Source organism: Petrimonas mucosa, assembly GCF_900095795.1.
Lineage (GTDB): Bacteria > Bacteroidota > Bacteroidia > Bacteroidales > Dysgonomonadaceae > Petrimonas > Petrimonas mucosa.
Genome location: NZ_LT608328.1, coordinates 481,104 through 502,644, shown reverse-complemented (window position 1 = coordinate 502,644; position 21,541 = coordinate 481,104). Strand labels below are relative to the sequence as shown.

14 protein-coding genes are annotated in these 21,541 nt (G+C 47.2%); 5 read left to right on the top strand and 9 right to left on the bottom strand.

The genetic code is table 11. The features are described 5' to 3' along the window. Positions 1-7: 7 nt before the first annotated feature. The 5 genes from ING2E5A_RS01940 to ING2E5A_RS01920 all read right to left on the bottom strand — a co-directional run bounded on the left by ING2E5A_RS01940 (position 8) and on the right by ING2E5A_RS01920 (position 9,673). The gene (locus ING2E5A_RS01940) at positions 8-1,084 is read right to left on the bottom strand and encodes a sugar kinase (RefSeq protein ID WP_071135955.1); all 1,077 of its coding nucleotides are present in this window, start codon (positions 1,082-1,084) and stop codon (positions 8-10) included. A 48-nt stretch (positions 1,085-1,132) separates the two neighbouring features. Beyond that, complete coding sequence (locus ING2E5A_RS01935; protein WP_071135954.1) at positions 1,133-1,945, bottom strand: SDR family oxidoreductase; 813 nt, start codon at positions 1,943-1,945, stop codon at positions 1,133-1,135. Between the two features lie 240 nt (positions 1,946-2,185). Next, complete coding sequence (locus tag ING2E5A_RS01930; RefSeq protein ID WP_231960419.1) at positions 2,186-4,960, bottom strand: glycoside hydrolase family 2 protein; 2,775 nt, start codon at positions 4,958-4,960, stop codon at positions 2,186-2,188. A 127-nt stretch (positions 4,961-5,087) separates the two neighbouring features. Further along, complete coding sequence (locus tag ING2E5A_RS01925) at positions 5,088-6,566, bottom strand: RagB/SusD family nutrient uptake outer membrane protein (protein ID WP_071135953.1); 1,479 nt, start codon at positions 6,564-6,566, stop codon at positions 5,088-5,090. 26 nt (positions 6,567-6,592) lie between these two features. Beyond that, entirely contained in the window at positions 6,593-9,673 is a 3,081-nt protein-coding gene (locus ING2E5A_RS01920) for a SusC/RagA family TonB-linked outer membrane protein (RefSeq protein ID WP_071135952.1), read from the bottom strand. A 662-nt stretch (positions 9,674-10,335) separates the two neighbouring features. On the opposite strand from ING2E5A_RS01920, the gene ING2E5A_RS01915 reads away from it, so the two are divergent. After that, positions 10,336-11,409, top strand: a complete 1,074-nt coding sequence (locus ING2E5A_RS01915) for a substrate-binding domain-containing protein (protein WP_071135951.1) — start codon at positions 10,336-10,338, stop codon at positions 11,407-11,409. A 33-nt stretch (positions 11,410-11,442) separates the two neighbouring features. Further along, the gene (locus tag ING2E5A_RS01910; protein WP_071135950.1) at positions 11,443-12,201 is read left to right on the top strand and encodes an alpha/beta hydrolase family protein; all 759 of its coding nucleotides are present in this window, start codon (positions 11,443-11,445) and stop codon (positions 12,199-12,201) included. Positions 12,202-12,204: 3 nt separating this feature from the next. Here the strand turns inward: ING2E5A_RS01910 and ING2E5A_RS01905 are convergent, their stop codons facing one another. Beyond that, positions 12,205-12,885, bottom strand: a complete 681-nt coding sequence (locus ING2E5A_RS01905; protein WP_231960418.1) for a M15 family metallopeptidase — start codon at positions 12,883-12,885, stop codon at positions 12,205-12,207. 14 nt (positions 12,886-12,899) lie between these two features. Continuing rightward, positions 12,900-14,621 carry a DNA polymerase III subunit gamma/tau gene (locus ING2E5A_RS01900; protein ID WP_071135948.1) on the bottom strand — a complete coding sequence of 574 codons (1,722 nt, stop codon included), beginning with the start codon at positions 14,619-14,621 and terminating at the stop codon, positions 12,900-12,902. Positions 14,622-14,743: 122 nt separating this feature from the next. Here ING2E5A_RS01900 and ING2E5A_RS01895 point away from each other — a divergent pair, with 122 nt between their 5' ends. From ING2E5A_RS01895 to ING2E5A_RS01885, 3 genes are all read left to right on the top strand, one after another. After that, complete coding sequence (locus ING2E5A_RS01895; protein ID WP_071135947.1) at positions 14,744-15,721, top strand: DUF5106 domain-containing protein; 978 nt, start codon at positions 14,744-14,746, stop codon at positions 15,719-15,721. A 100-nt stretch (positions 15,722-15,821) separates the two neighbouring features. Further along, on the top strand, positions 15,822-17,012 hold the full coding sequence (locus tag ING2E5A_RS01890; protein ID WP_071138138.1) for an alpha/beta hydrolase: 1,191 nt from the start codon (positions 15,822-15,824) through the stop codon (positions 17,010-17,012). A 6-nt stretch (positions 17,013-17,018) separates the two neighbouring features. Next, positions 17,019-17,819: a 3-keto-disaccharide hydrolase gene (locus ING2E5A_RS01885; RefSeq protein ID WP_071135946.1), complete on the top strand. Its 801-nt coding sequence runs from the start codon at positions 17,019-17,021 to the stop codon at positions 17,817-17,819. Between the two features lie 116 nt (positions 17,820-17,935). On the opposite strand, the gene ltrA is transcribed toward ING2E5A_RS01885, so the two are convergent. After that, positions 17,936-19,330, bottom strand: coding sequence for a group II intron reverse transcriptase/maturase (ltrA, locus tag ING2E5A_RS01880; RefSeq protein WP_154669989.1), 1,395 nt, complete (start codon positions 19,328-19,330; stop codon positions 17,936-17,938). Between the two features lie 466 nt (positions 19,331-19,796). Continuing rightward, entirely contained in the window at positions 19,797-21,395 is a 1,599-nt protein-coding gene (gene pckA, locus ING2E5A_RS01875; protein ID WP_071135945.1) for a phosphoenolpyruvate carboxykinase (ATP), read from the bottom strand. Positions 21,396-21,541: the final 146 nt, after the last annotated feature.

Here is a 21,541-nt window from a genome sequence, read left to right as displayed (position 1 = left end):
GGTTCTATTATCGTTTTACCCTCGCATTTCCTTTCCAGATGCTCCAGATCATCTCTTCATCAGCTGGCTGTGCATAATCGGTAAGGAAGGTAGTGGCCAACGCGCCACTGGCCCAGGCGAACTGGATCCATTTTTCGGAAGGCATCCCCTTTAGTATGCTATAGAGCAAACCTCCCACAAAACCGTCGCCACCTCCAATCCGGTCGATAACGTTGATCTTGCGTAACGGAGCAACATGCCAGTTCTCATTCTCATAAACAATTGCCCCCCAAAGATGTTCATTGGCACTTACCACTTCACGGAGCGTATTTGCAAACACCGATACCTGCGGAAATGCTTTTCTGGCGTTGAGAATCATCCCCTTGAAAGCGTCGATGGCATCTTCAATGTTCTCACCTCCCGCTTTCGGTCCCTGCACGTCAAGACAGAGCTGGAAATCTTCCTCGTTACCGATCAGGATATCTGAAAGTGAAGCTATCTCGGCAAATGCCTCCCTCAGCTCCTTTTCCCTGCCTTTCCAGAAAGTTGCCCTGTAATTCAGATCGAAAGAGATGAGCGTACCCTGCTTTTTGGCGTACCGTGCAAGTTCAAGACAGAAGTTGCTGGTCTCGGGCGACAGGGCGGCAATCAAGCCCGACAGATGGAGAATCTGAACGCCCTCCTTCACGAAGATCCTCTCCAGGTCAAAATCTTTCACATTTAACGTTTTCCCCACCTCACCGGCTCTGTCATTCTGTACGCGTGGTCCTCTCAATCCAAAACCGCTATCTGCAATATTGAACTGATGACGGTATCCCCAGGGATCTCCCTGCGGAACCTCCACTCCTTCGTAATCGATATTTCTTGCTCTCAGGTCGGATTTGATAAAAGCTGCAATCGGACTATCTTTCACAAAGGTTGTCAACACCTTTACCGGAAGGCCCAATGACGATGAAATGGTTGCCACATTTGTTTCGGCACTTGTTGCGTGCATTTCGAAAAGTTTGCTGCTGTGCACCGGCTGGGAATTTACCGGCGTAATTCTGACTCCCATGCTGGAAGCGACGATCAATGAGTATTTACAATCCTTTCTGAGTTGAAGCATGATGAAAAAAAATTAAAATAATGATTGCTGTTCGGGTATTTGAATCTCTTAAATGCTGAAGGCATCAAAACCGCCATCCACGATAGCCACAGTACCGGTCACGAACCTGGAAGCATCACTCACCAGGTAGTGTAACGTGCCCAGCAGGTCTTCCGGATTTCCGAAACGCTTGAACGGAGTGTGGGCAATGATGCTGTTCCCCCTGTCGGAGTATGTTCCGTCGGGATTGGTCAGCAAGGTCCTGTTTTGTTCGGTGATAAAGAAACCGGGGCAAAGCGCGTTTACACGAAAATCCTCGCCAAACTTCAACGCCAGCTCCCCTGCCATATATTTAGTGAAATTTGTGACAGCCGCTTTTGCCGCACCATATCCGGCAACACGCGTGAGCGGACGCAACGCCGAAGCCGAAGATATATTGACAATATTACCTCTCTTCTCTCTCACCATGTACCCTGCAAAAACAATTGTAGGAATAACAGTACCCATCAGGTTGAGATCCACCACCTGACGAAAATCGTCCATCTTCAGGTCGAAGATCGTGTTTTGTGGCCCGATGGTTGCCCCGGGCATGTTTCCCCCTGCCCCATTGATCAGCACATCAATTTTTCCGTACCTGCTTATGATCTCCTCCGCGTTTTGTTTCAAAACCGTCTCGTCGGTCACATCGGTCTGAAGGAACAGGGCCTCCCCTCCTTTTGATTTGACGCGTTCAATCAACACATTCCCCTTCTCCTTATTCCTTGCCAATACAGCCACTTTTGCCCCATGAGAAGCAAGATACTCCACCATGGAGGCGCCTAAAACACCAGTACCTCCGGTGATGACAATTACTTTGCCTTGAATGTTGAATAGTTCGTACATGATTATTTTGTTTAATGATTGAATTGAGGTCAATTTGTGCACGTGCACAAAGTTAAAACTATCTTTGGAGACCTACAAACAATATCTGCTATTTAATGTTTAAAAAAAGTCAAAATAGGCCGTTGAATAGAACGTTGCCCACCGCCAACTTCTGCAAAGTTGTTGGTGGGCGGTTTGCTGCTGGACCGGGCTGCAGAGAGATCAGATCCCGGCATCGTTCTCATCCCCTTAGAAATTTGGTCAGTAGGGATTATATCTGATGTAGAACTTTCCCCCCGGAGGTTGGAGATGCCCCCTGCTCAACAGATAGCTCTGCTGACTTTGCGGACCCAGCTCCCTTGCTTGCTGAAATTTGGTTCCAACGGGACTGATGGCATTCAATACCGACAACTGACCATCGGGAAAGATCCCCAGCGTGTTATCGTTGTTTCTCCTTTGCGGGTTATCGGGAGTAAACAGGTGGAGAAAAAGATGATCCGAAGCGATGACAAATTTTACTACTCCTTCATGGGTAAAAAGGTCTGCCGCATAGACATTGGAGTGGAAACCCTTGAATTCGGGATAGATCCATGATTCGCCGGTAACGGTATTGTTGTACTCCTTCTCCCAGATGTTGAAACGCACCCCTTTCAGACGGTTCTTCCAGACACGGTAAGGTCCGTTGCCCAGCCATCTGACACCCTTTACCTTCTCTTCGGGATAGTTGAAAGTGACGCCAATATGGTCGTGATAACCGCCAACATCAAATTGATAATCAACCTCGATCCAGCCCGATGGCAACAGCCCGATGGTAATTTGGCTCCGGTTCATCTTCCGGCCGTTTTTATCGTTGAATGAGATCTTCACCCTTGAAGTTGCACCCTCAACTATCTGTTCAATACCGCCGGGTATCAGTTCCCCGCCTGTAAACCTGGGACCGTTGTCGAGTGCAACCGTTTTACCGTTTACCGTTATTTCGCTGATCGTCCCTGTTGCCTTCTCAATCCGGACTTTCGTATCTCCAGAAGTGAGAATGAATGTCTCTTGCAGCTCATCAACGGTAGTCTCACCATCACCAGGTTCTACGAGCCTCGGTGCAAAATCCTCTGCACGGGTGATATTTCTCGACCAGGTATATATCTCCTTTCCGTAATGGTCGACTGCTGTAATCAACAGCAGATCGTAATCCGAAACCCTTTCGGGTAACTCTACACTGAGCTCTCCGGAGTAACCGGGCATGACATCGGGAGCATCGATCTGACTTACAAGCTCATGCGACTTCCCGGTGATAAAATCAAACCTGACCCACCTGGCCAAAAACTTACAGGCCTTGAGATTGGTAAAATGATATCGGTTATGCACCCTGATCTTCCCGTCAAAGCTTGGCGGAAGAAAGTCAGGGCCTTCCAGATATACCGGAGAGAAGATCTCCTTTATCGTGTAGAAGCTCCCCTCCTTCTCCCTGAATGGGCCTACTATCCCATCGGCAGCATGATTGCCGTCGGTGTCGATCTCTCCGTTTCGATCGTCACGCACAACCCCCTGGTCGGCAAGATCCCATAAAAAACCTCCGGCAGAGAGGGGATGCTCCTGCATCAGATTCCAGAAATCGTCGAGCCCGGCGCCATGACCACCATCATACAGGCCATGCATGAATTCCGTCGGGAAGAAAACCTTCTTGCCCGAAGCGAACAACTGAAATGCTACTTTCCAGTCCGGATAGTGATGGGTATTGGAATTCTCCTCATCCAGCCAGGGATGAAAAACATACCGGTTTTGGATATCATACCGGGCATACTCCGGCACCAATTCAAAATTAAAGCCTCCCTCGTTTCCATTTGCCCACATCACAACACTGGGGTGATTCAGGTCACGTACCACCAGCTCTTTCACCAGTCGCCTGCCTGCTTCGGTATCATATTTCGACTGCCAACCGGTCAGTTCGTCAATCACATACAGGCCCAACGAGTCACACACATCGAGAAAGTGCTTGTCGGGCGGATAATGTGACATCCGTACCGCATTCATGTTCATCTCCTTGATCAACTCGACATCCGCTATACTGATGTTACGATTTGTGGCTCTCCCTGATGTGGGCCAGTGGGAATGCCGGTTTACCCCCTTGAACTTGATTTTGGTCCCGTTCACATAAAACCCGTCGCCGGGGCGCATCTCCACCGTTCTGAAGCCAAATTTTGAAGTGACGACATGCAGCAGCTGCCCTTTTTGATACAGGGAGAGCTCCAACTGATACAGGTTGGGCGACTCGGACGACCACAAAGCGGGATTCTCCATGACGCCGGACAAACGTACCCGGCTCACTTTTCCTGCCGTTCCGGTAACTGGATTGCCTGCCGGTTTTCCGTCCAGTGTCTTGACTTGCGCTTTCAACTGGGTTTCAGAGAAGTCCCCTCCGAGGAAAATATCTGCATGGAAAGACCCATCGCCCTTCGCATCAATGGCAATCCGCTCAATATGTGTTTTTGGGAGAGCTTCGAGCCATACCGGACGATAGATACCGCCAAAGACCCAAAAATCGGAGTTGCGCTCTCCATTTTCAATCGATTCGTTTGCCGAGGACTTATGGACTGTCACCTCCAGAAGATTCTTTTTCCCGAATTTCAACAACCGGGTGATATCGTACCTGAACTCATAAAAGCCGCCCTGATGAATTTCACCCGCCTCCTTCCCGTTAATTCTGACCTGCGTGTCGGTCATCGAACCTTCAAACACGATGTTGATCTTTTTGTCGATCCAATGGCGGGGTATGTCAAACTCGTAGCGGTAGATGCCATACTCATTCAACCGCTCCTTATCGTGCCCATAATTAAACTGCCCGAAACCCTCGAACTCCCAATTGGACGGTACGGCAATCTTTGTCCATACTCCACTGTTACGTCCAGCACTGCAAAAGAAATCCCAAAGAACGGTATCGTCGTTTCCGGTACCTGACAGGTAGAGCGATTCCGTTTTTTGTGCAAAGGTCATCAATGCCATATGGCAGAGCAGCAGAAGGGAGAGACTCATTTTCTTCATAAAAGCAACCATTTATTGATGTTTGTGTTAAAGAGTCAGGGCCCCATCTCAACCGGAGCAGAAATAGAAGAGCATCATATCCGGTTTGAATTTGCTGCCGGATATGATGCTGCATGATTATCTACTATTAATTGCCGTACTCACTATTCTGTTTGAGATTCGGATTTGCATCCAATTCATTCTGAGGAATCGGGAATACATAATGTTTATCTTCCACACTATATTTCGTTATTCTCTGCTTCATCAGGTTCATCCGTTTCATATCAAACCAGGCGTGTCCCTCTGCACACAACTCCCAAAGTCTCTCCTGATAAATTGCCTCTCTGAGCGACTCCTTGGTGAAGTTCGAAGGGACCAGGGGAGCCAGACCGGCCCTCTCCCTCACTCTATTGATTCCCGATACGGCTGTTGCGGTAGGACCATTGACCTCATTTTCCGCTTCGGAATGCATCAGCAGCAGATCAGAGAACCTGGTGATGTAGAAGTTCTGGCCATAGTCGCCTGTGCCCGATCCTACATCATCCCTGTCCTGGTATTTGTTGTAGTGTGGCAGGGAGATGTTGCCCGGATAGGTGTAGGTAATTTCCGGATTGCTGTAACCCTGGTAAGAGAGAACAAAGGTCTTTTCCCGTCTCTTGTCACTCACATCCATTGTTTCAAAAAACTCCTCCTCGACACACAAGGAGGACCATCCTCCCAGCCGTTGCTGATCTCCGTTTCTGATCCCGGTAAAGGTTTGGAAATCCCATCCCACAGCTTTATTGCTCAGATATTCCACACTGAAGATATATTCCGGTCCATGTTCATTGCTCAATGCGAACACGCTTGAATAATCCTGTTCCAGATCGTATCCGTAGGAGGTATTGTCTATTACAGATTTAGCCTCCTGGGCTGCCTTGCTCCAATACTCACTCTTGAACCAGGGTCTGCCGGCGTAGGATAAATATGCCTTGGTCAGCATGGTCTGCGCCGCTCCAGAGGTGGCTCTACCCACATCCGCTCCGGTATATTTGGGTTTAAGATTATTCTTTGCATACTCGAAATCGGAGAAGATCAGCTCCCATACGGCATCGGCAGTGCCTTCATTGGTTGGCTCCAGTTCATTCATGTTCTCTTCAGTCTTGAGAGGAACATTCTCAAAGAATCTCACCAGATAGAGATAGGCAAGCCCCCTTAAAAAACGGGTCTCACCTATAATCTGCTCCTTCATGCCCGGCGTGGTGAAGTTGATGTTGTCCACGTACATCAATACGGTATTGGCCCGGTTCACCATTACATAGAGCTGAGACCATATCTGATAGAACGGACCGGAACTGGCCGACCAGGTGAACTGATCCATCTCGGTACGCCATGCCTCGCCGGAGAAATTTGGCCATGAAGCTTCGCTCGGATACTCTCCGGCAAGAACGATCTGCCGTTGCCAGGCATTAGCACTCCGCATTGTATTATAGACCGACGTCAAGGCAGCTTTTGCATCCTGTTCGGTTTTATAGAAATTGAGGGGGGTGATATTGCTGAATACTTTTTCTTCCAGGAAACTGTCGTGACACCCATTTAGCAGCGTAATTGCCACAAAGAAGAGAAGAACTTTATATATATATTTCATAGCTATCATATTTTTAGGGGTTCATATTAAAACGTTGCATTAAAACCAAATAAAACAGCTTTTGATGCCGGATATGCATTGTAGTCGACACCTATCTGCAAATTGCTATTCCCTGGAGAGTTGACCTCCGGATCAAAGCCCGAATAATCGGTAATGGTAATGAGATTCTGGCCGGTGACATACAGACGAAGCGAACTCATGAAACTGATCTTCCGGAGTGTGTAGCCCAGGCTTATCGTCTTGAAACGCATATAGCTGCCATCCTCAATCAACCAGTCAGACTGCAGCAACAGGGGATCGACGGTCACGCGTGCCCTCGGTACATTGGTATTTGTATTGGTCGGAGTCCATCTGTTCAGGATCTCTCTTCTCTGGTTTCCCCAGGGACCCGACACGTTTGTTTCGGCACGTTGAACGTTAAGAACGTCATTTCCTTCTGTCCCCTGAATGTAGATAGAGAGATCAAAACCCTTGTAAGAGAAGTTATTGGTCCATCCGTAGATAAAGTCGGGGTTAGGATCTCCTACGATCATACGGTCGTCGGAAAATACAATCTTCCCATCTCCGCTCTTGTCTACAAACCGGGCATCTCCCAACCTATCGGTAGCCGTTGAGCGTGGTCCGGCTGCAAGTTGTGTCTCATCCTGGAAAACGCCGTCATACTTGAGCAGGTTCCAGACCCCTACGGGAAGTCCCGGTTCAAGCCAGCTGCCACCCACCTTCAAGTGTCCGGAGATCTGCCCCTGGACTGAGGGAGAATATCCCGGGATCTCCAATACCTTATTCCGGTTTCTCGACCAGTTCATCTGGGTGTTCCACTTGAACTCGCCGGTAAAGATATCTCCCCCTACAGCTATCTCCAGACCTTTATTCTCGAGACTTCCGATATTCTTGAAAATCGACGTGAATCCGCTCGATGAGGGGATGCTGATTCCCCACAGTAGGTCGGTTGTCTTCTTGTAATAGTAATCGGCAACTACAGTCAACCGGTTATTAAAGAGTCCCAGATCCAATCCCAGGTCGGTTGTAGCCGTTGTCTCCCATTTCAGATCGGGATTTGGCATATTATTGGGGCCAACACCCGACGAGAGATCGTTTCCGATTGGATAGTTCATCGTGCCCAACATGGCTAACGACTGGTAGCTCCCGATATTCTGGTTACCGGTCTTTCCGTAACTGGCCCTCAACTTCAGGTTGGCCAACCAGTCAATCTCATTCATGAAACCCTCTTCAGAGACTCTCCAGGCAATTGCTGTGGAAGGGAAAAAGGCCCATTTGTTGTTGCTTCCGAATTTCGAACTTCCGTCTGCACGGGCAGTAAAGGTGAAAAGATACCTGTCCTTGTAGATATAGTTCAACCTACCCAGATAGGAGGCCAACTGACTTTGTGACTGGGAGGAGCCTGGCGCCGCATAAGTGGTTCCCGCACCGAGATTGTCAGCCAGATAGAGATCGGTGGAGTAGTTGCTTGATCCGGCAGAAAAATTTCTGGAATTGAAAATCTGCCAGGTGTACCCCACCAGACCGTTGATGGAGTGATCGCCGAATACATTGGAGTAATTGAGCGTATTCTCATTCAGATAGGAGACATCTCTACGGTTTGCCTGGCGGGCGTCACCATTCCTGCTGAATCCTATATAGGTCTCTTTCGGCCAATAATAGGCCCTGTTGGAGGTGGACATATCTGTACCGAAAGTAACCTTGAGTGTGAGGTTCTTTATCAGTTCCCAATTGGCATCTACCGAACCCAGAAAACGGTCGATATCCTGCAGGTCGGAATAGTGGTTGGCTATTGCCACGGGGTTATTTGTAGGTGTTCCTCCGGGAGTAGGGTTAGTCATGGTATAATTTCCCTCTTCATCATATATTGGAACGGTGGGAGGCATCAGGACGGTTGCCCATACAATGGCTCCACTGCTACCTCCATCCCCTTCGGAGGTGGTTCCCTTTGCCCAGCTGTGACTTGCAGATATGTTGGTGGCAACACTCAGGTTGGGCAGAATCTTTATATCGAGATTTGATCTGAACGATGCCCGGTTGAAATCGCTGTTCTTGATGATACCGTCCTGTCCAAAATACCCTCCACCAATGGAGTATTTAATAACATCTGTTCCACCGTTGATTCCGATGTTGTAGTTCGAGATAGGGGCATCCACAAAAACCTCGTCCTGGTAATCGACTCCCTTTCCCAACGAGTTGACATCAGGGAAGTAATAGAGGTTGTCGGGATTGGGGAAAACGGGCGACTGGGAGTCGTTGGCTCTTGCTTCGTTGACCAATGTGGCATACTCCCTGGCGTTCATCATATCCAGTTTCTTGGAGAGACTCTGCACACCATAATAGGCATCCAGCGTCACTTTGGGTTTCCCGGTATTCCCCCTTTTAGTCGTGATGAGGACAACACCGTTTGCCCCACGGGCACCGTAGATAGCTGTAGCCGAAGCATCCTTCAATATCTCCATGGATTCAATATCGGCGGTATTTAAAGTAGCCAACGGATTTTGTCCGATACCTCTTCCACCGGCAGAAGTCCCTGCAGAGATCGGGAATCCGTCAACAACATAAAGAGGTTCGTTACTGCTACTCAGCGAATTACCTCCACGCACCCGGATTGAGACCCGTCCTCCTGGAGCAGATGAGGCTTGTGTTACCTGAACACCCGCCGCCTTACCCTGAAGAGCCTGATCCAGAGAGGTAACCGGTGAACGCATAATATCTTCAGCCTTTACCGAGGAGACTGAGCCGGTAAGATCCCTCTTCCGCATGGTTCCGTAACCGACGACGATCACCTCGTCGAGCAGTTCTGTATCCTCACTGAGAATTACTTCAATATTCGTTCTTCCATTTACATCAACAAGTTGAGTCACCATCCCTACGTAAGATAACTCAATTTTTGAGTCGGATGGAATATTTGCAAGCGTGAAATTCCCGTTCGCATCCGAGACAGTTCCGACAGAGGTGCCCTGCACAATGGCTGTTACGCCGACAAGCGGCTCTCCTTTTGTATCCTTCACAACACCCTTCACAGTAACGGTCTGTGAAAAAACACTCAATGAAAACACCCACATCAGTGCAATCATCCATTTGAATAAATTGTTTCTTTTCATTCCTGTTTAGTTTTTAAAAATTTGACCTGGATTCACTCTAGCTGACAAGCAGTTGATCAGCTCATCTTCAATTTGAAAAATTGAGTGCTACTCTTTGGAATTACAGTACGTTTTGCAATTAAGTATCTCAAGTGGTGTTAGTAATAGCAAGTAAACAAAACAACCCGCACTGTACAACAAATCCAACGAGGAGCTTAATAATTAAAAAAAATAGTTTAGGCTGCGCACCTTGTTAAATTAAATATATATTAACATTGTCGACGTCAACAAAAGTAAAACAAAGCAATCGATCAGCAAGCAGCATATATGCAAAAAATAGTTAATCGACATAGTTAAAAAAACCATTCTAAATAGCAAGAGCTGGCCTCAGCATCAGAACACGACCACTATTGATAGTGTATATAATTTATTTTAAGCCATTTAATAGATCACCGCCAACTATAGCTCAAGAGAAGTCATGTATCCGGGCAATCATCTTTTTTTGCATATATTAAAATTTTCACACAAAAGTCAAGGTCTAAACTATGTAAAAAACGAGGTGGAGAGAGGGGCTGTATGTATTAAATATGTTTAATACATAAACACTTTTTATGTTTGTGTGTTTACACAATAATAAATTAACCAACTATCTTTGTTTTTAAAATCGAAAAGCATCGCACTAAATGAAAAAACGTATCAGGATCAAGGATATAGCTGCCCAAGCCGGGGTTTCCTCGGGAACGGTGGACAGGATTCTCCACAACCGGGGGAATGTATCTGAAAAAGCAAGGGCTGCTGTGGAGAAGGTGTTGAACCAGGTGGGTTACAAACCCAATATCCACTTATCGGGACTCTCGCTAAAAAAAACATATGAGATTGTGATCTCCACACCCCATGCCTCCCACGGTGAATATTGGGAAGCCATTCATAACGGGATCCAGGAAGCGATAGACCAGCACGAAAGCATACATATCAAAACCACTTACCTCACCTACGACCAGTACAACATCTACTCCTGTCAGAACGTCTTCACGCAAATCCTGATCATGGAGCCAGATGCAGTTATCATTGGTCCCACATTTAAAGATGAGACCATCGACCTGGCCAAGAAATTGTCGGATAAAGGAATCCCCTTTACATTTGTCGACTCGATGGTGGAGGGGACATCGCCTTTGGCCTTTTTCTCGGCTAACCACTACATTTGTGGCTATCTGATGTGTAAACTGCTGAAATCGCTGATTCCTGAAACCAGCGATATTGCGATACTCCAGGCTATCCGTATCGGAGACCAGAGTGCAAATACAAGCATTCTCCGGCGAAAGGGAGCTTACGATTATCTGACCGAGACAAACTTCGGCAACAGGATACACCATATTCAATTTTCGGTCTACGAAGCTCACCGGAATGAGGAGATGATGAGGGAGTTCTTTACGGCACATCCAAATGTAAAAGGTGTGATCGTGCTGAATTCCAGGGGAAATGTTGTTGCAAATTTTCTGGAACAGAACAACATAAACGATATAAAACTGGTTGGGGTGGATTTGACAAAACCCAATATTGCTGCACTGAAAAATGGCCGCATCAGCTTCCTGATCGACCAGAACCCTGACTATCAGGGATATATAGCCATGAAGACATTGCTGGAGTTTTTGATTTTGCAGGCAAGGCCAAAGGTAGAAAACTACATGCCGTTGAATATAGTCACAAAAGAGACCATCGACCTGCAACTCGAATTCAATTTTTTGAAAAAGATCTAGAAACATTTCTCTTCTTCTGACGTTAATGTAGCGATGAAAAGAGAAAAAGTAACGTTCAAGAATTCGAGGGGATTGCTGCTTTCCGGTGCCGTTGAGCTCCCTGAAAACAATTCTCCAAAGGCATTTGCCATTTTTTCGCACTGTTTTACATGCAATAAGAATCTGATCAACGTCAAGTATATCTCCGAAGCACTTAGTGAAAAGAGGATCGCTGTACTTCGCTTTGATTTCACCGGATTGGGAGAGAGTCAGGGCAACTTTGCTCAAACCAGCTTCACATCGAATATCGATGACCTGTTGAGTGCCGCCGACTTTCTGTCAGAGTATTACGAAGCGCCCAAACTCCTTGTAGGACACTCCCTGGGAGGTGCTGCTTCGGTTGTGGCGGGAAGAGAGCTTTCTTCGGTCAAGGCGTTATCCCTGATCGGGACTCCCTCAAATCTAGACCACATCAAACGGCTGTTCAGAGAGAAGATGGATGAGATCAACTTCAATGGCAGCGCAATGGTAGATGTAGCCGGAAGAGAGGTGGAGATAGGTAAAGGGTTTGTGGATGACCTGGCAAACCACAACATCAAAAAGTCGCTGAACAAGTTGCAAAAACCCTTGCTCATCCTACACTCGCCCGAAGATGAAATGGTGAGCATTGACCACGCTACTGAGATCTTCATGGCGGCAAGGCATCCTAAAAGCTTCATCGCATTGGATGGCATCGATCACCTGATTAAGAACATAAAAGATGCCCGTTATGTGGGAGGATTGATTGGCGAGTGGGTAACGCGATATCTCTAAGCTTTACTGCTTCTCGAAATGATGATCGTCGTAATACTTTGAAAAAGTGTGGCCCCATCGGAAACCCCGCCTTTTAAACTCCTCAACGACAACATGGCCGGGGTATAAGGTACCGTTGACAGTCGTATCCCTCACAGCCCCAACCGGCTGATTGGGACGGTTTTCATTTTTCCACCGGAGCGGGTTGAGGCGAGGATTTATATCGATCGCCAATCCTTTTGCGTGCTTGGAATAGGAGATATTGCGGTAACAAAAACTGTAACTGTTGTTATCGGCCATCGACAGGCTGTCGTTCCAGTCGTACGCTACAACCGGTATCGCTTTTTCAACAACAAAGTTATTTTCCAGCATAAAGGTGAAGATCTCACGAATATCCTCCTCGATCTTTTTGTTGGTCAGAATCTGACCCTGGTGCACCTTCAGGTCTGTAGACCTGTAGACCACATCAATCAGCACCAATTGATCCAGAATCTCATCGGGGGCTTTCGTGCCGGCTATCGCTTCTTGAAACGTGAGCCGCGAATCAACAACAATTGTATCCGGGTCGGCAACGGTATCGGTTCCAGTGGTGAGTGGCGGCGATATATCCTCCCGTGGCGGGACGTTCCTCTTGCACGAGAGGAACCACCAGGTCATGAGTGCAATACAGGAAAACAGGAGGAGTATGTTGTTCAATCTTTTCAAGTCAGCAGATCGTTTTAGCTCAGTTCCAGATCAAACTCATCGGATAGTTTCTGAAGGGTAGGGTTTCGCTGCACCAGCTCATCAAAGATCTCTCTCGAGGTCAACGGTTTCTTCACGACAATCGCTTCCGAAACCCTCACCGTCATCGTAATGTCATCATTCTGCAGGCTTTCCCTTAAATGGGCCAGTATGACATTGCCATATTCGTCCAGAAAGTTTTTATTGATTTCCGTGTTTACCTCCACCTCAAACACGGTATCCCCCAGCATCCTGGGTTTATAAAGCATCATCGTGTTCTTCAACAACTTCTCCTCGATTAAATTATCTGCAAAATCGTGCCACGCTTTTTGTAACTCCGCTTCAGAGAAGAGCCGGTTGTTCTTTCTCGCCTCCGATTGCCGGATGCTCTTCTCCTCGGCCGGTTTTTCTCCATTATCGTCAGTCAAGGAGGATAACGAAACTCCCAGTCCTGCAAGCGTAGGGGAAACAGATCGCTGACTGGCTTCTGGAGCCACGTTTCGCCCTCTTTTCTCCGACACCGGCTCGGGAGCGGATTGAGACGTCGGTTGTGGTGCCGGTTGAGACGGTGTTATCGGTTTAAGTTCGTTTTTTTTTTCGGTTTCCCCTTTCGAGTCGACCGGATTTTCAGATAACTGACACAGTTTGATCAGCGTCAACTCAATCAGCAAACGCTTGTTTTTGCTTATGCGGTAGTTGAGGTCACATTCGTTAGCCATCTCGATGGCCTGATACAGGAAGGTATTACTGCATTGCTTTGCGGTAGCGATATACCTCTCCCTGATGGAGGCTCCCACTTCAAACAGCTTTGCAGTAGCAGGATCTTTGCAGACCAGCAGATCGCGGAAATGCGAAGTCAACCCGTTGATGATGTACTGCCCTTCAAATCCCCGGTTCAGGATATCGTTCAGGATCAGCAGACAATCAACCACGTTAGCTGCCAGAATGGCATCGGTAAGTTTGAAATAGTATTCAAAATCGAGCACATTCAAGTTTTCGATCACGGCTTTATAGGTCACATTACCAGCCGTATAACTCACCGTCTGATCAAAAATCGAAAGGGCATCGCGCATTCCTCCATCCGCCTTCTGGGCAATGATATTCAATGCTTCGGGCTCGGCGGTTACACCCTCTTCCTTCGCGACGTATTGCAGATGATCGACGATATCGGCAACACCGATACGGTTGAAATCATACACCTGGCAGCGTGAAAGAATGGTAGGAATAATCTTATGTTTTTCGGTTGTTGCAAGGATAAAAATGGCATGGGCCGGCGGCTCCTCCAACGTTTTCAGGAATGAGTTGAAAGCCTGTGTGGAAAGCATATGCACCTCATCGATGATATAGACCTTGTATTTTCCGATCTGTGGTGGAATACGCACCTGATCGATCAGGGTCCGAATGTCGTCGACGGAGTTGTTGGATGCAGCATCCAGCTCGTGAATATTGTAGGAGCGCTGTTCGTCAAAAGCTACGCACGACTCGCATCGGTTACAGGCTTCATGTTCCGGTGTAGGTTCAAGGCAATTGATGGTCTTGGCAAAAATGCGGGCACAGGTTGTCTTGCCTACACCCCTCGGACCACAGAAGAGGTAGGCATGTGCAAGCTTGTTCCCAGCTATGGCGTTCTTTAACGTAGTGGTCAATGCTTCCTGCCCCACTACCGAGCGGAAGGTCACCGGCCTGTATTTCCGCGCTGAAACAACATAATTGTCCATCTTCCCTCAATTTACGAAAGACAAATGTACGTAAAAAAACTCAAAATCTCTATTCCTTTGATGGACAGCTTGAGGAGTTCACCAAAAAATTTGTACTTTTACAAGCAACAAAAGAATGAAATATGAACCCTACCTTTCTGAAATCATTTTTTGTACTTGCTGTTTCACTGGCAATCTATGCCTGCTCATCGAGCAAGAAAGCCCCGACAGACATCGCTGGTGAAGATTCATTGAAACAGGGGCAGACCATTGTCCCCGATACCTTTCTGTTGCCTGAAATCCCAAGCGGAATTACCAACCCCAATGTCCGTGCAGCCTACCTGGTGATGCACTACTGGGACAGGTTTGATTTTGCCAACGAAAAACTGACACTTCGCCCCGAGATCACAGAACAGGCCTTTGTGGATTACATCCATATCCTTTCCCTGGTTCCGTTTGAAAATGCCAAAGAATCACTCAATTACACATTAAGAAAAGCCAAGATGAACCGTGTGATGTACACCTACTTTGGCTCCCTGTTCGACAAATATCTCTTCGATGCCAATTCTCCGTTCCGTAACGAGGAGTACTACATTCCCGTGCTGCAGGATCTGGTAAATTCCGATCTGTTGTCGGAAGAGGAGAGGTCCAGATACCGCTTTCAGCTCAATATGGCATTGAAAAACCGAGTGGGGGAAACGGCAAGCGACTTCGTCTACACGCTGGCAAACGGAGAATCAAAAAAGATGCACTCCATCAAAAGTGAATATCTGCTACTGATCTTTTCCAATCCCGGGTGCTCCACCTGTGCTTCCGTGACAGAAACATTGTCGAAATCTGACAACCTCGCCATGGCTTTTTCCATGAACTCGCCCTCCCGAACGATGATTACTGTCTTGACGGTTTATCCCGACACCGATATTGACGAATGGAGGTCACATCTGCAGCATTTGCCGGCAAACTGGATACATTCATACGACAAGGATAGGGTTATCACCAAACAGAAGCTGTACGACCTCAAGGCCATCCCAACAATCTACTTGCTGGACAGGGAGAAGAGGGTTATCCTCAAGGACACATCCCTCGAAGCCATTGAGGCTTTTTTCGCAAGGTCCAACTAATTCTGGCACTGTGGTTTCCAGCCTCTCCTTGCCAATAGCTAACTTAAGTCAAACCTTTACATATCTTTGTATCATCACAATTTTTTTAAACTCCATGAAAATGAAAAAAGAGTTATTCTACATGGTGTTGCTTATATTGACAACACCCCTGTACGCTCAGAACTACGATGAAAGTAAAGTCGGCAACTATCTTCTTCCGGAGTTGCTCACAACCCAAACAGGCAAAAAGATAAATTCTGCGAAGGAATGGGAACAGTCTCGCCGGCCGGAAATCCTGAAACTGTTTGAGGATAATGTTTACGGACAGGTCCCCAGGGATTTCGACAAGATCGAATTCAAGCTGCTTGAAGAGAATCACAATTTATTAAATGGCAAAGCCACCCACAAAAAGGTAGCCATCAACGTCACCCGAAACAAAAAGAGCATCACTATTCAGACCGACCTCTTTATTCCGAATAACGTAAAGAAACCGGTTCCAGCATTTATTATCATCAATCACCGCCTTGCGAAAACCAAAGAATTATCCCCTGAGAATGAATTCTGGCCAGTTGAAACCATCATTACATCAGGTTATGCCGTTGCCGGACTGGATGTCAGCGATGTTGCAGCAGACCACAAAACAGAATATGTGGATCAGGTCCTCGCTAAACTCTATCCCGAACAGATCGAGCAACCAAACGGGATGCGCGCCCTGGGTGCTTGGGGTTGGGGAGCCAGCCGGATGATCGATTACTTTGAAACCGACAAGTCCATTGATGCCCGAAAGATAATCGTAGTGGGACACTCCCGCGGAGGCAAGGCTGCTCTTTGGTGCGGTGCTCAGGACAGACGGGTGGCAGTCGCCATCTCTAACGAATCAGGAAATTCGGGCGCAAAGATCTCCCGCCGAAACTTTGGTGAAACGGTGGAGATAATAACCCGCAATTTCCCCCACTGGTTCGTACCTCAATATGCTACTTTTGCCAATAATGAAAATGAATTACCTGTAGATCAGCATATGTTGCTGGCCCTGATGGCTCCACGCGCAGTCTATGTAGCCAGTGCCGCCGAAGATTTATGGGCTGACCCCAAGGGGCAATATCTGGCTCTAGCAGCCGCACAACCGGTGTTTAAACTGTATGGCTACAATACAAATCTGCCGGATACCATGCCCCCTAACAACGAACAGCTTATACAATTGCCATTGGGCTTCCACAATCGGGATGGCAAGCACGACATGCTTCTTTTCGACTGGAAACAGTACATAAAGTTTGCCGACAACTATTTCAAGAAGAAAACAGACAAAAAATAGCACAATATGAATCAAGGATGGTCTCAATGGGTTGCAGTAACCGTAGCTCTTCTGCTCGGAGTATCCTGCACCCAGAAAAAAAGCAGTGAAGCGTCAGGTGAATGGATTCCTCTGTTTAACGGAACCGATTTGACCGGCTGGACGGTAAAAATCAAAGGCTACGACGTGGGTGATAATTTTGGAAACACTTTTCGTGTAGAGGATGGGATGATAAAGGTACGTTATGAGCAGTACGACTCGCTACGTGACCGTTTCGGACACCTGTTCTATAACGATGAGTTCTCGCATTACAAGCTGAGGGTAGAGTACCGGATCGTTGGCGAGCAGTGCCCCGGGGCACCCGGATGGGCATATAGGAACTCCGGAATCATGATTCACGGACAGACACCGCAGTCGATGGAAATTGACCAGGAGTTCCCCACTTCCATAGAAGTCCAACTGCTGGGCAGCGATTCCCTTGCACAGAGGACCAACATGAACGTTTGTACACCGGGAACCAATATAGTCCTGAACGGTCAGCTGACCCTCGAACACTGCATCAACTCCTCTTCCAAAGAATTTTACGACGAAGAGTGGGTTACGGTCGAAGTGGAAGTTTTCGGGAACGACCTGATCAGCCATATTGTCAACGGCGATACGGTATTGCAATATACCCGGCCTCAACTGGATGAACGGGATGCGACTTACGCAAAGCTTGTCGACATGAACGGCGGCAACAAAATGCTGAGCAAGGGAACCATCTCCCTCCAAAGCGAGGGACATCCTATTGATTTCAGGAAAGTGGAAATAATGTTGCTGGAGAGGTGAAATTCACCTCACAACATAAATCGAGTAGGATGCAAAGATAGGTAATTACTCCTAACTCTGCTATCCTCTCACACCACCCAACGTACGTCTCTCGTATTAGGCGGTTTCTTCAATGTTTAACCGTAATTGGCCGTTAAACTGTAAAGTCCCGTTTTCTTGAACCATTCAAGGTTCATTCCCTCGTGTGCAGCGTGGGTCATTGACAGTCTAAACCATCCCTTAGAACTTCCCGCCGTTGTCCAGCTCCGGTTCCAAGGAACGCCCAACTTGGTCAAGAACCTGGCTATGCCCAACGCCCGTTTGCATTGTTTTAAACGATAGCATCTTAATCTACGACGAAGCCAAGCTTCAAGGTTGCGAAGACGACTTTTCATCTTTGCGTGCTTGAAGTAGTTTAGCCAGCCTCGTAGAACGGGATTTAGCTCGCTTATTAACTGATCGAAGCTAATGCCCCTGTTGCGTTTGGTAAGCGATTTTAGTTTCGCCTTGAAGCGTTGTTCGCTCTTTCGGCTTAATCCTAAACTCCCGCCTTTTAAGATAGTATGACCGAGATAATTGAGTTGATGAGGACGGACGATATGGCTCTTTTCCTTGTTTATTCTTAATCGCATCCGATTTTCGATAAACTTGGAGAGGCTTTGCATCGATCGCTCCGCGGCTGGTTCGCTTCCGACCATTATGATAATATCATCGGCGTAGCGTACAAAGCAGTGTCCTCTCCGCTCTAACTCCTTGTCCAGTTCGTCTAAGACGATATTCGACAACAGGGGTGATAGTGGGCTGCCTTGCGGTGTCCCTTTCACCCGTTGATTGGCCATCCCCCCGATTAGCATTCCTGCTCGAAGAAATTTACCTATCAACTTAAGTACGCGCTTGTCACCAACGCGAGTACTTAACTGCCAAAGCAATCGGTCGTGATTCACCTCGTCAAAGAATTTTGCCAAGTCTATGTCGATAACCCAATCCTTTCCTTCGGCCACGTATTCGCCCGCTTTACGTAATGCTTGATGAGCGTTACGCCGTGGACGAAAACCGTAGCTGTATTCGGAGAATATAGGGTCATAACGTTTCGACAGTACTTGGCTTATCGCTTGTTGTACCAAGCGATCTTTGACCGTGGGAATACCCAGTTGGCGTTTCCCGCCATCAGGCTTCGGGATTAATACCTCTTTAACTGCCGTAACTTGGTATGTGCCTGTCATTAACTGGCGTTGAAGTTCTCGGTGGTGGCTGTTAAGCCAATCTCTAAGTTCGTCAACGGTCATCCCGTCAATGCCCGCACTTCCCCTGTTACTGATTACTTGCCGCAATGCGGCATCAAGATTCTTTAAGTCCGTTATATCACTCATTAAATCTTGGGTTAAGGCTCGTTCCTCTTTGCAACCTGACAACCACTCGTCCCGTACCAAACCGCTTCCTGAACTGAATACGTCAGTCCCCTTCACCTTTTGGCCACGCTCCCATTCGTCAAAAAGACTCATCTGTAAGTTCCCGTGTTTACCTGGGTTCATAATGGTCGTTACAATTTACAAAATAACTGCTCCTTAATTGAAAATTCAGCCCTTCCCTGTATTGACGTTACTCAATATTTATAGCGGTACTATGGCCTCTGCTGACTTCTCTGCCCCTTTCGGGTTAGAGACCTCCTACGTTAAGTGCATTATCTTCCTGTTAATACTACTGCATTTACTACCCCGGGTTACGGACGGCTTTAGGGCGTCTGTGTTTATTGCCACATTACCCCCCGGGTAAGCCTTAGTATGCAGTTTCTGTTCGTTAGTACCAACTTTTGTTTTAGGCTTCTTTCAGGTTATACCTCGCGGTAACACCCTTGCCATCAACTAACGGTTCTCGCCAAAATAAGCCCGCTCGGGACTTTAACCCTATAGATAATGAACATGCATAGCAAACAAAAACCCGCCACGTTATGAGATGAGGCGGGTTTTTTATTGAGTAATACGGTTAAAAGCGTGTCAATTAATCCAGTTGCGGTCCGGCAGCCACCAGTGCTCTTGCATCATCATTGTCGCAATATTGCTCGAAGTTCTTGATGTACTTGGCAGCAAGCGACCTGGCTTTTGCTTCCCACTCTGCAACATCAGCGTAAGTATTACGCGGATCAAGTATCTCCGTGTCGACATTCTTCAAAGCAACAGGAGCTACAAGGTTCAGAATAGGGATACGGATGGTTTCAGCCTCCTCAATCGATCCGTCGATGATGGCATCGATGATGGCACGTGTATTCTTCAATGAGATACGTTTGCCAGTTCCGTTCCAACCCGTGTTGACCAGATAAACCTTGGCATTGTGTTCCTTCGCCTTCCCAATCAATGTTTTAGCATAGATGGTCGGGTGCAGTGTGAGGAACGCTTCTCCGAACGCAGGAGAGAAAGAGGGGACAGGTTCATTAATACCACGCTCAGTTCCAGCCAGTTTTGAAGTGAAACCTGAGAGGAAGTGATATTGAGCTGCCTTATCGTCCAGGATAGATACCGGAGGCAGTACACCAAAGGCGTCGGCCGACAGGTAAATGATCTTTTTGGCATGTCCTGCGCGAGAAGGAGAAACAATCTTGTTAATGTGATAGATGGGGTAAGATACACGTGTATTCTCTGTTTTGGAAGCTGCCGCAGAGTAATCGGGCGTTCCGTCGGGGAGAACGGTTACGTTTTCGAGCAAGGCGTCGCGGCGGATAGCCCTCCAGATATCAGGTTCCTTGTCTTTTTCAAGATCAATAACCTTAGCGTAACAGCCACCTTCATAGTTGAAAACACCGTGATCATCCCAACCGTGTTCATCGTCACCGATCAGATAACGTTTCGGATCTGCAGAGAGAGTGGTTTTTCCTGTTCCGGAAAGACCGAAGAAGATTGCCACATCACCATCTGCTCCCACATTGGCAGAGCAGTGCATTGAAGCAATACCTTTCAATGGCAAGTAGTAGTTCATCAGAGAGAAGATACCTTTTTTCATCTCTCCACCATACCATGTACCACCGATCACCTGCATCTTGCGGGTAAGATCAAATAAGGTAAACACTTCTGAATTCAGGCCTTGTTCCTTCCAGTTCGGATTGGTGGTCTTGGATCCATTTAAGCATACGAAATCGGGCTCTCCGAAGTTTGCCAGCTCGTAATGTGACGGGCGGATAAACATGTTGGTAACAAAATGTGCCTGCCAAGCCACTTCCATCACAAAACGCACTTTCATGCGTGTATCTTCGTTCGTACCGCAGAAAGCATCAACCACATACAATTTTTTGGCTTTTGAGAGCTGCTCCGTAACGAGATTTTTACAGTGGTCGAACACCTCAGGGGTAGTTGGACGATTGATAGTGCCGTCCCACCAAAGAGTTTCCCGGGTAGTGTCGTCCAAAACGAAAAATTTGTCTTTGGGTGAACGGCCGGTAAATTTACCGGTATCCACTGCAACAGCACCGGTTGTTGTCAGTACACCCCTCTCAAAGCCTTCGTTGGACGGATCAATCTCCGCTTGGAATAACTCCTCGTAAGTTGGATTGTGAACAATCTCGAAGTTGCCGACAATTCCATACTTGCTTAAATCTAAATTTGCCATGTTAGTAAAATTTTTTGTAAATATTTGATTATAAATCTCTCTTTCTATACTGTTTTATTCGGCAAGCGCCCTTTTAAATCAGTGACAATATCCTAAAACGGCGACAAAAATAAATAATAATGTTGAGATAATAAAGATAATTAAAG

Bases quoted from the DNA above. Each gene is read 5' to 3' on its own strand.
- ING2E5A_RS01940 (WP_071135955.1), bottom strand. From the start codon at position 1,084: ATGCTTCAACTCAGAAAGGATTGTAAATACTCATTGATCGTCGCTTCC.
- ING2E5A_RS01935 (WP_071135954.1), bottom strand. From the start codon at position 1,945: ATGTACGAACTATTCAACATTCAAGGCAAAGTAATTGTCATCACCGGA.
- ING2E5A_RS01930 (WP_231960419.1), bottom strand. From the start codon at position 4,960: ATGAAGAAAATGAGTCTCTCCCTTCTGCTGCTCTGCCATATGGCATTG.
- ING2E5A_RS01925 (WP_071135953.1), bottom strand. From the start codon at position 6,566: ATGAAATATATATATAAAGTTCTTCTCTTCTTTGTGGCAATTACGCTG.
- ING2E5A_RS01920 (WP_071135952.1), bottom strand. From the start codon at position 9,673: ATGAAAAGAAACAATTTATTCAAATGGATGATTGCACTGATGTGGGTG.
- ING2E5A_RS01915 (WP_071135951.1), top strand. From the start codon at position 10,336: ATGAAAAAACGTATCAGGATCAAGGATATAGCTGCCCAAGCCGGGGTT.
- ING2E5A_RS01910 (WP_071135950.1), top strand. From the start codon at position 11,443: ATGAAAAGAGAAAAAGTAACGTTCAAGAATTCGAGGGGATTGCTGCTT.
- ING2E5A_RS01900 (WP_071135948.1), bottom strand. From the start codon at position 14,621: ATGGACAATTATGTTGTTTCAGCGCGGAAATACAGGCCGGTGACCTTC.
- ING2E5A_RS01895 (WP_071135947.1), top strand. From the start codon at position 14,744: ATGAACCCTACCTTTCTGAAATCATTTTTTGTACTTGCTGTTTCACTG.
- ING2E5A_RS01890 (WP_071138138.1), top strand. From the start codon at position 15,822: ATGAAAAAAGAGTTATTCTACATGGTGTTGCTTATATTGACAACACCC.
- ING2E5A_RS01885 (WP_071135946.1), top strand. From the start codon at position 17,019: ATGAATCAAGGATGGTCTCAATGGGTTGCAGTAACCGTAGCTCTTCTG.
- ltrA (WP_154669989.1), bottom strand. From the start codon at position 19,330: ATGAACCCAGGTAAACACGGGAACTTACAGATGAGTCTTTTTGACGAA.
- pckA (WP_071135945.1), bottom strand. From the start codon at position 21,395: ATGGCAAATTTAGATTTAAGCAAGTATGGAATTGTCGGCAACTTCGAG.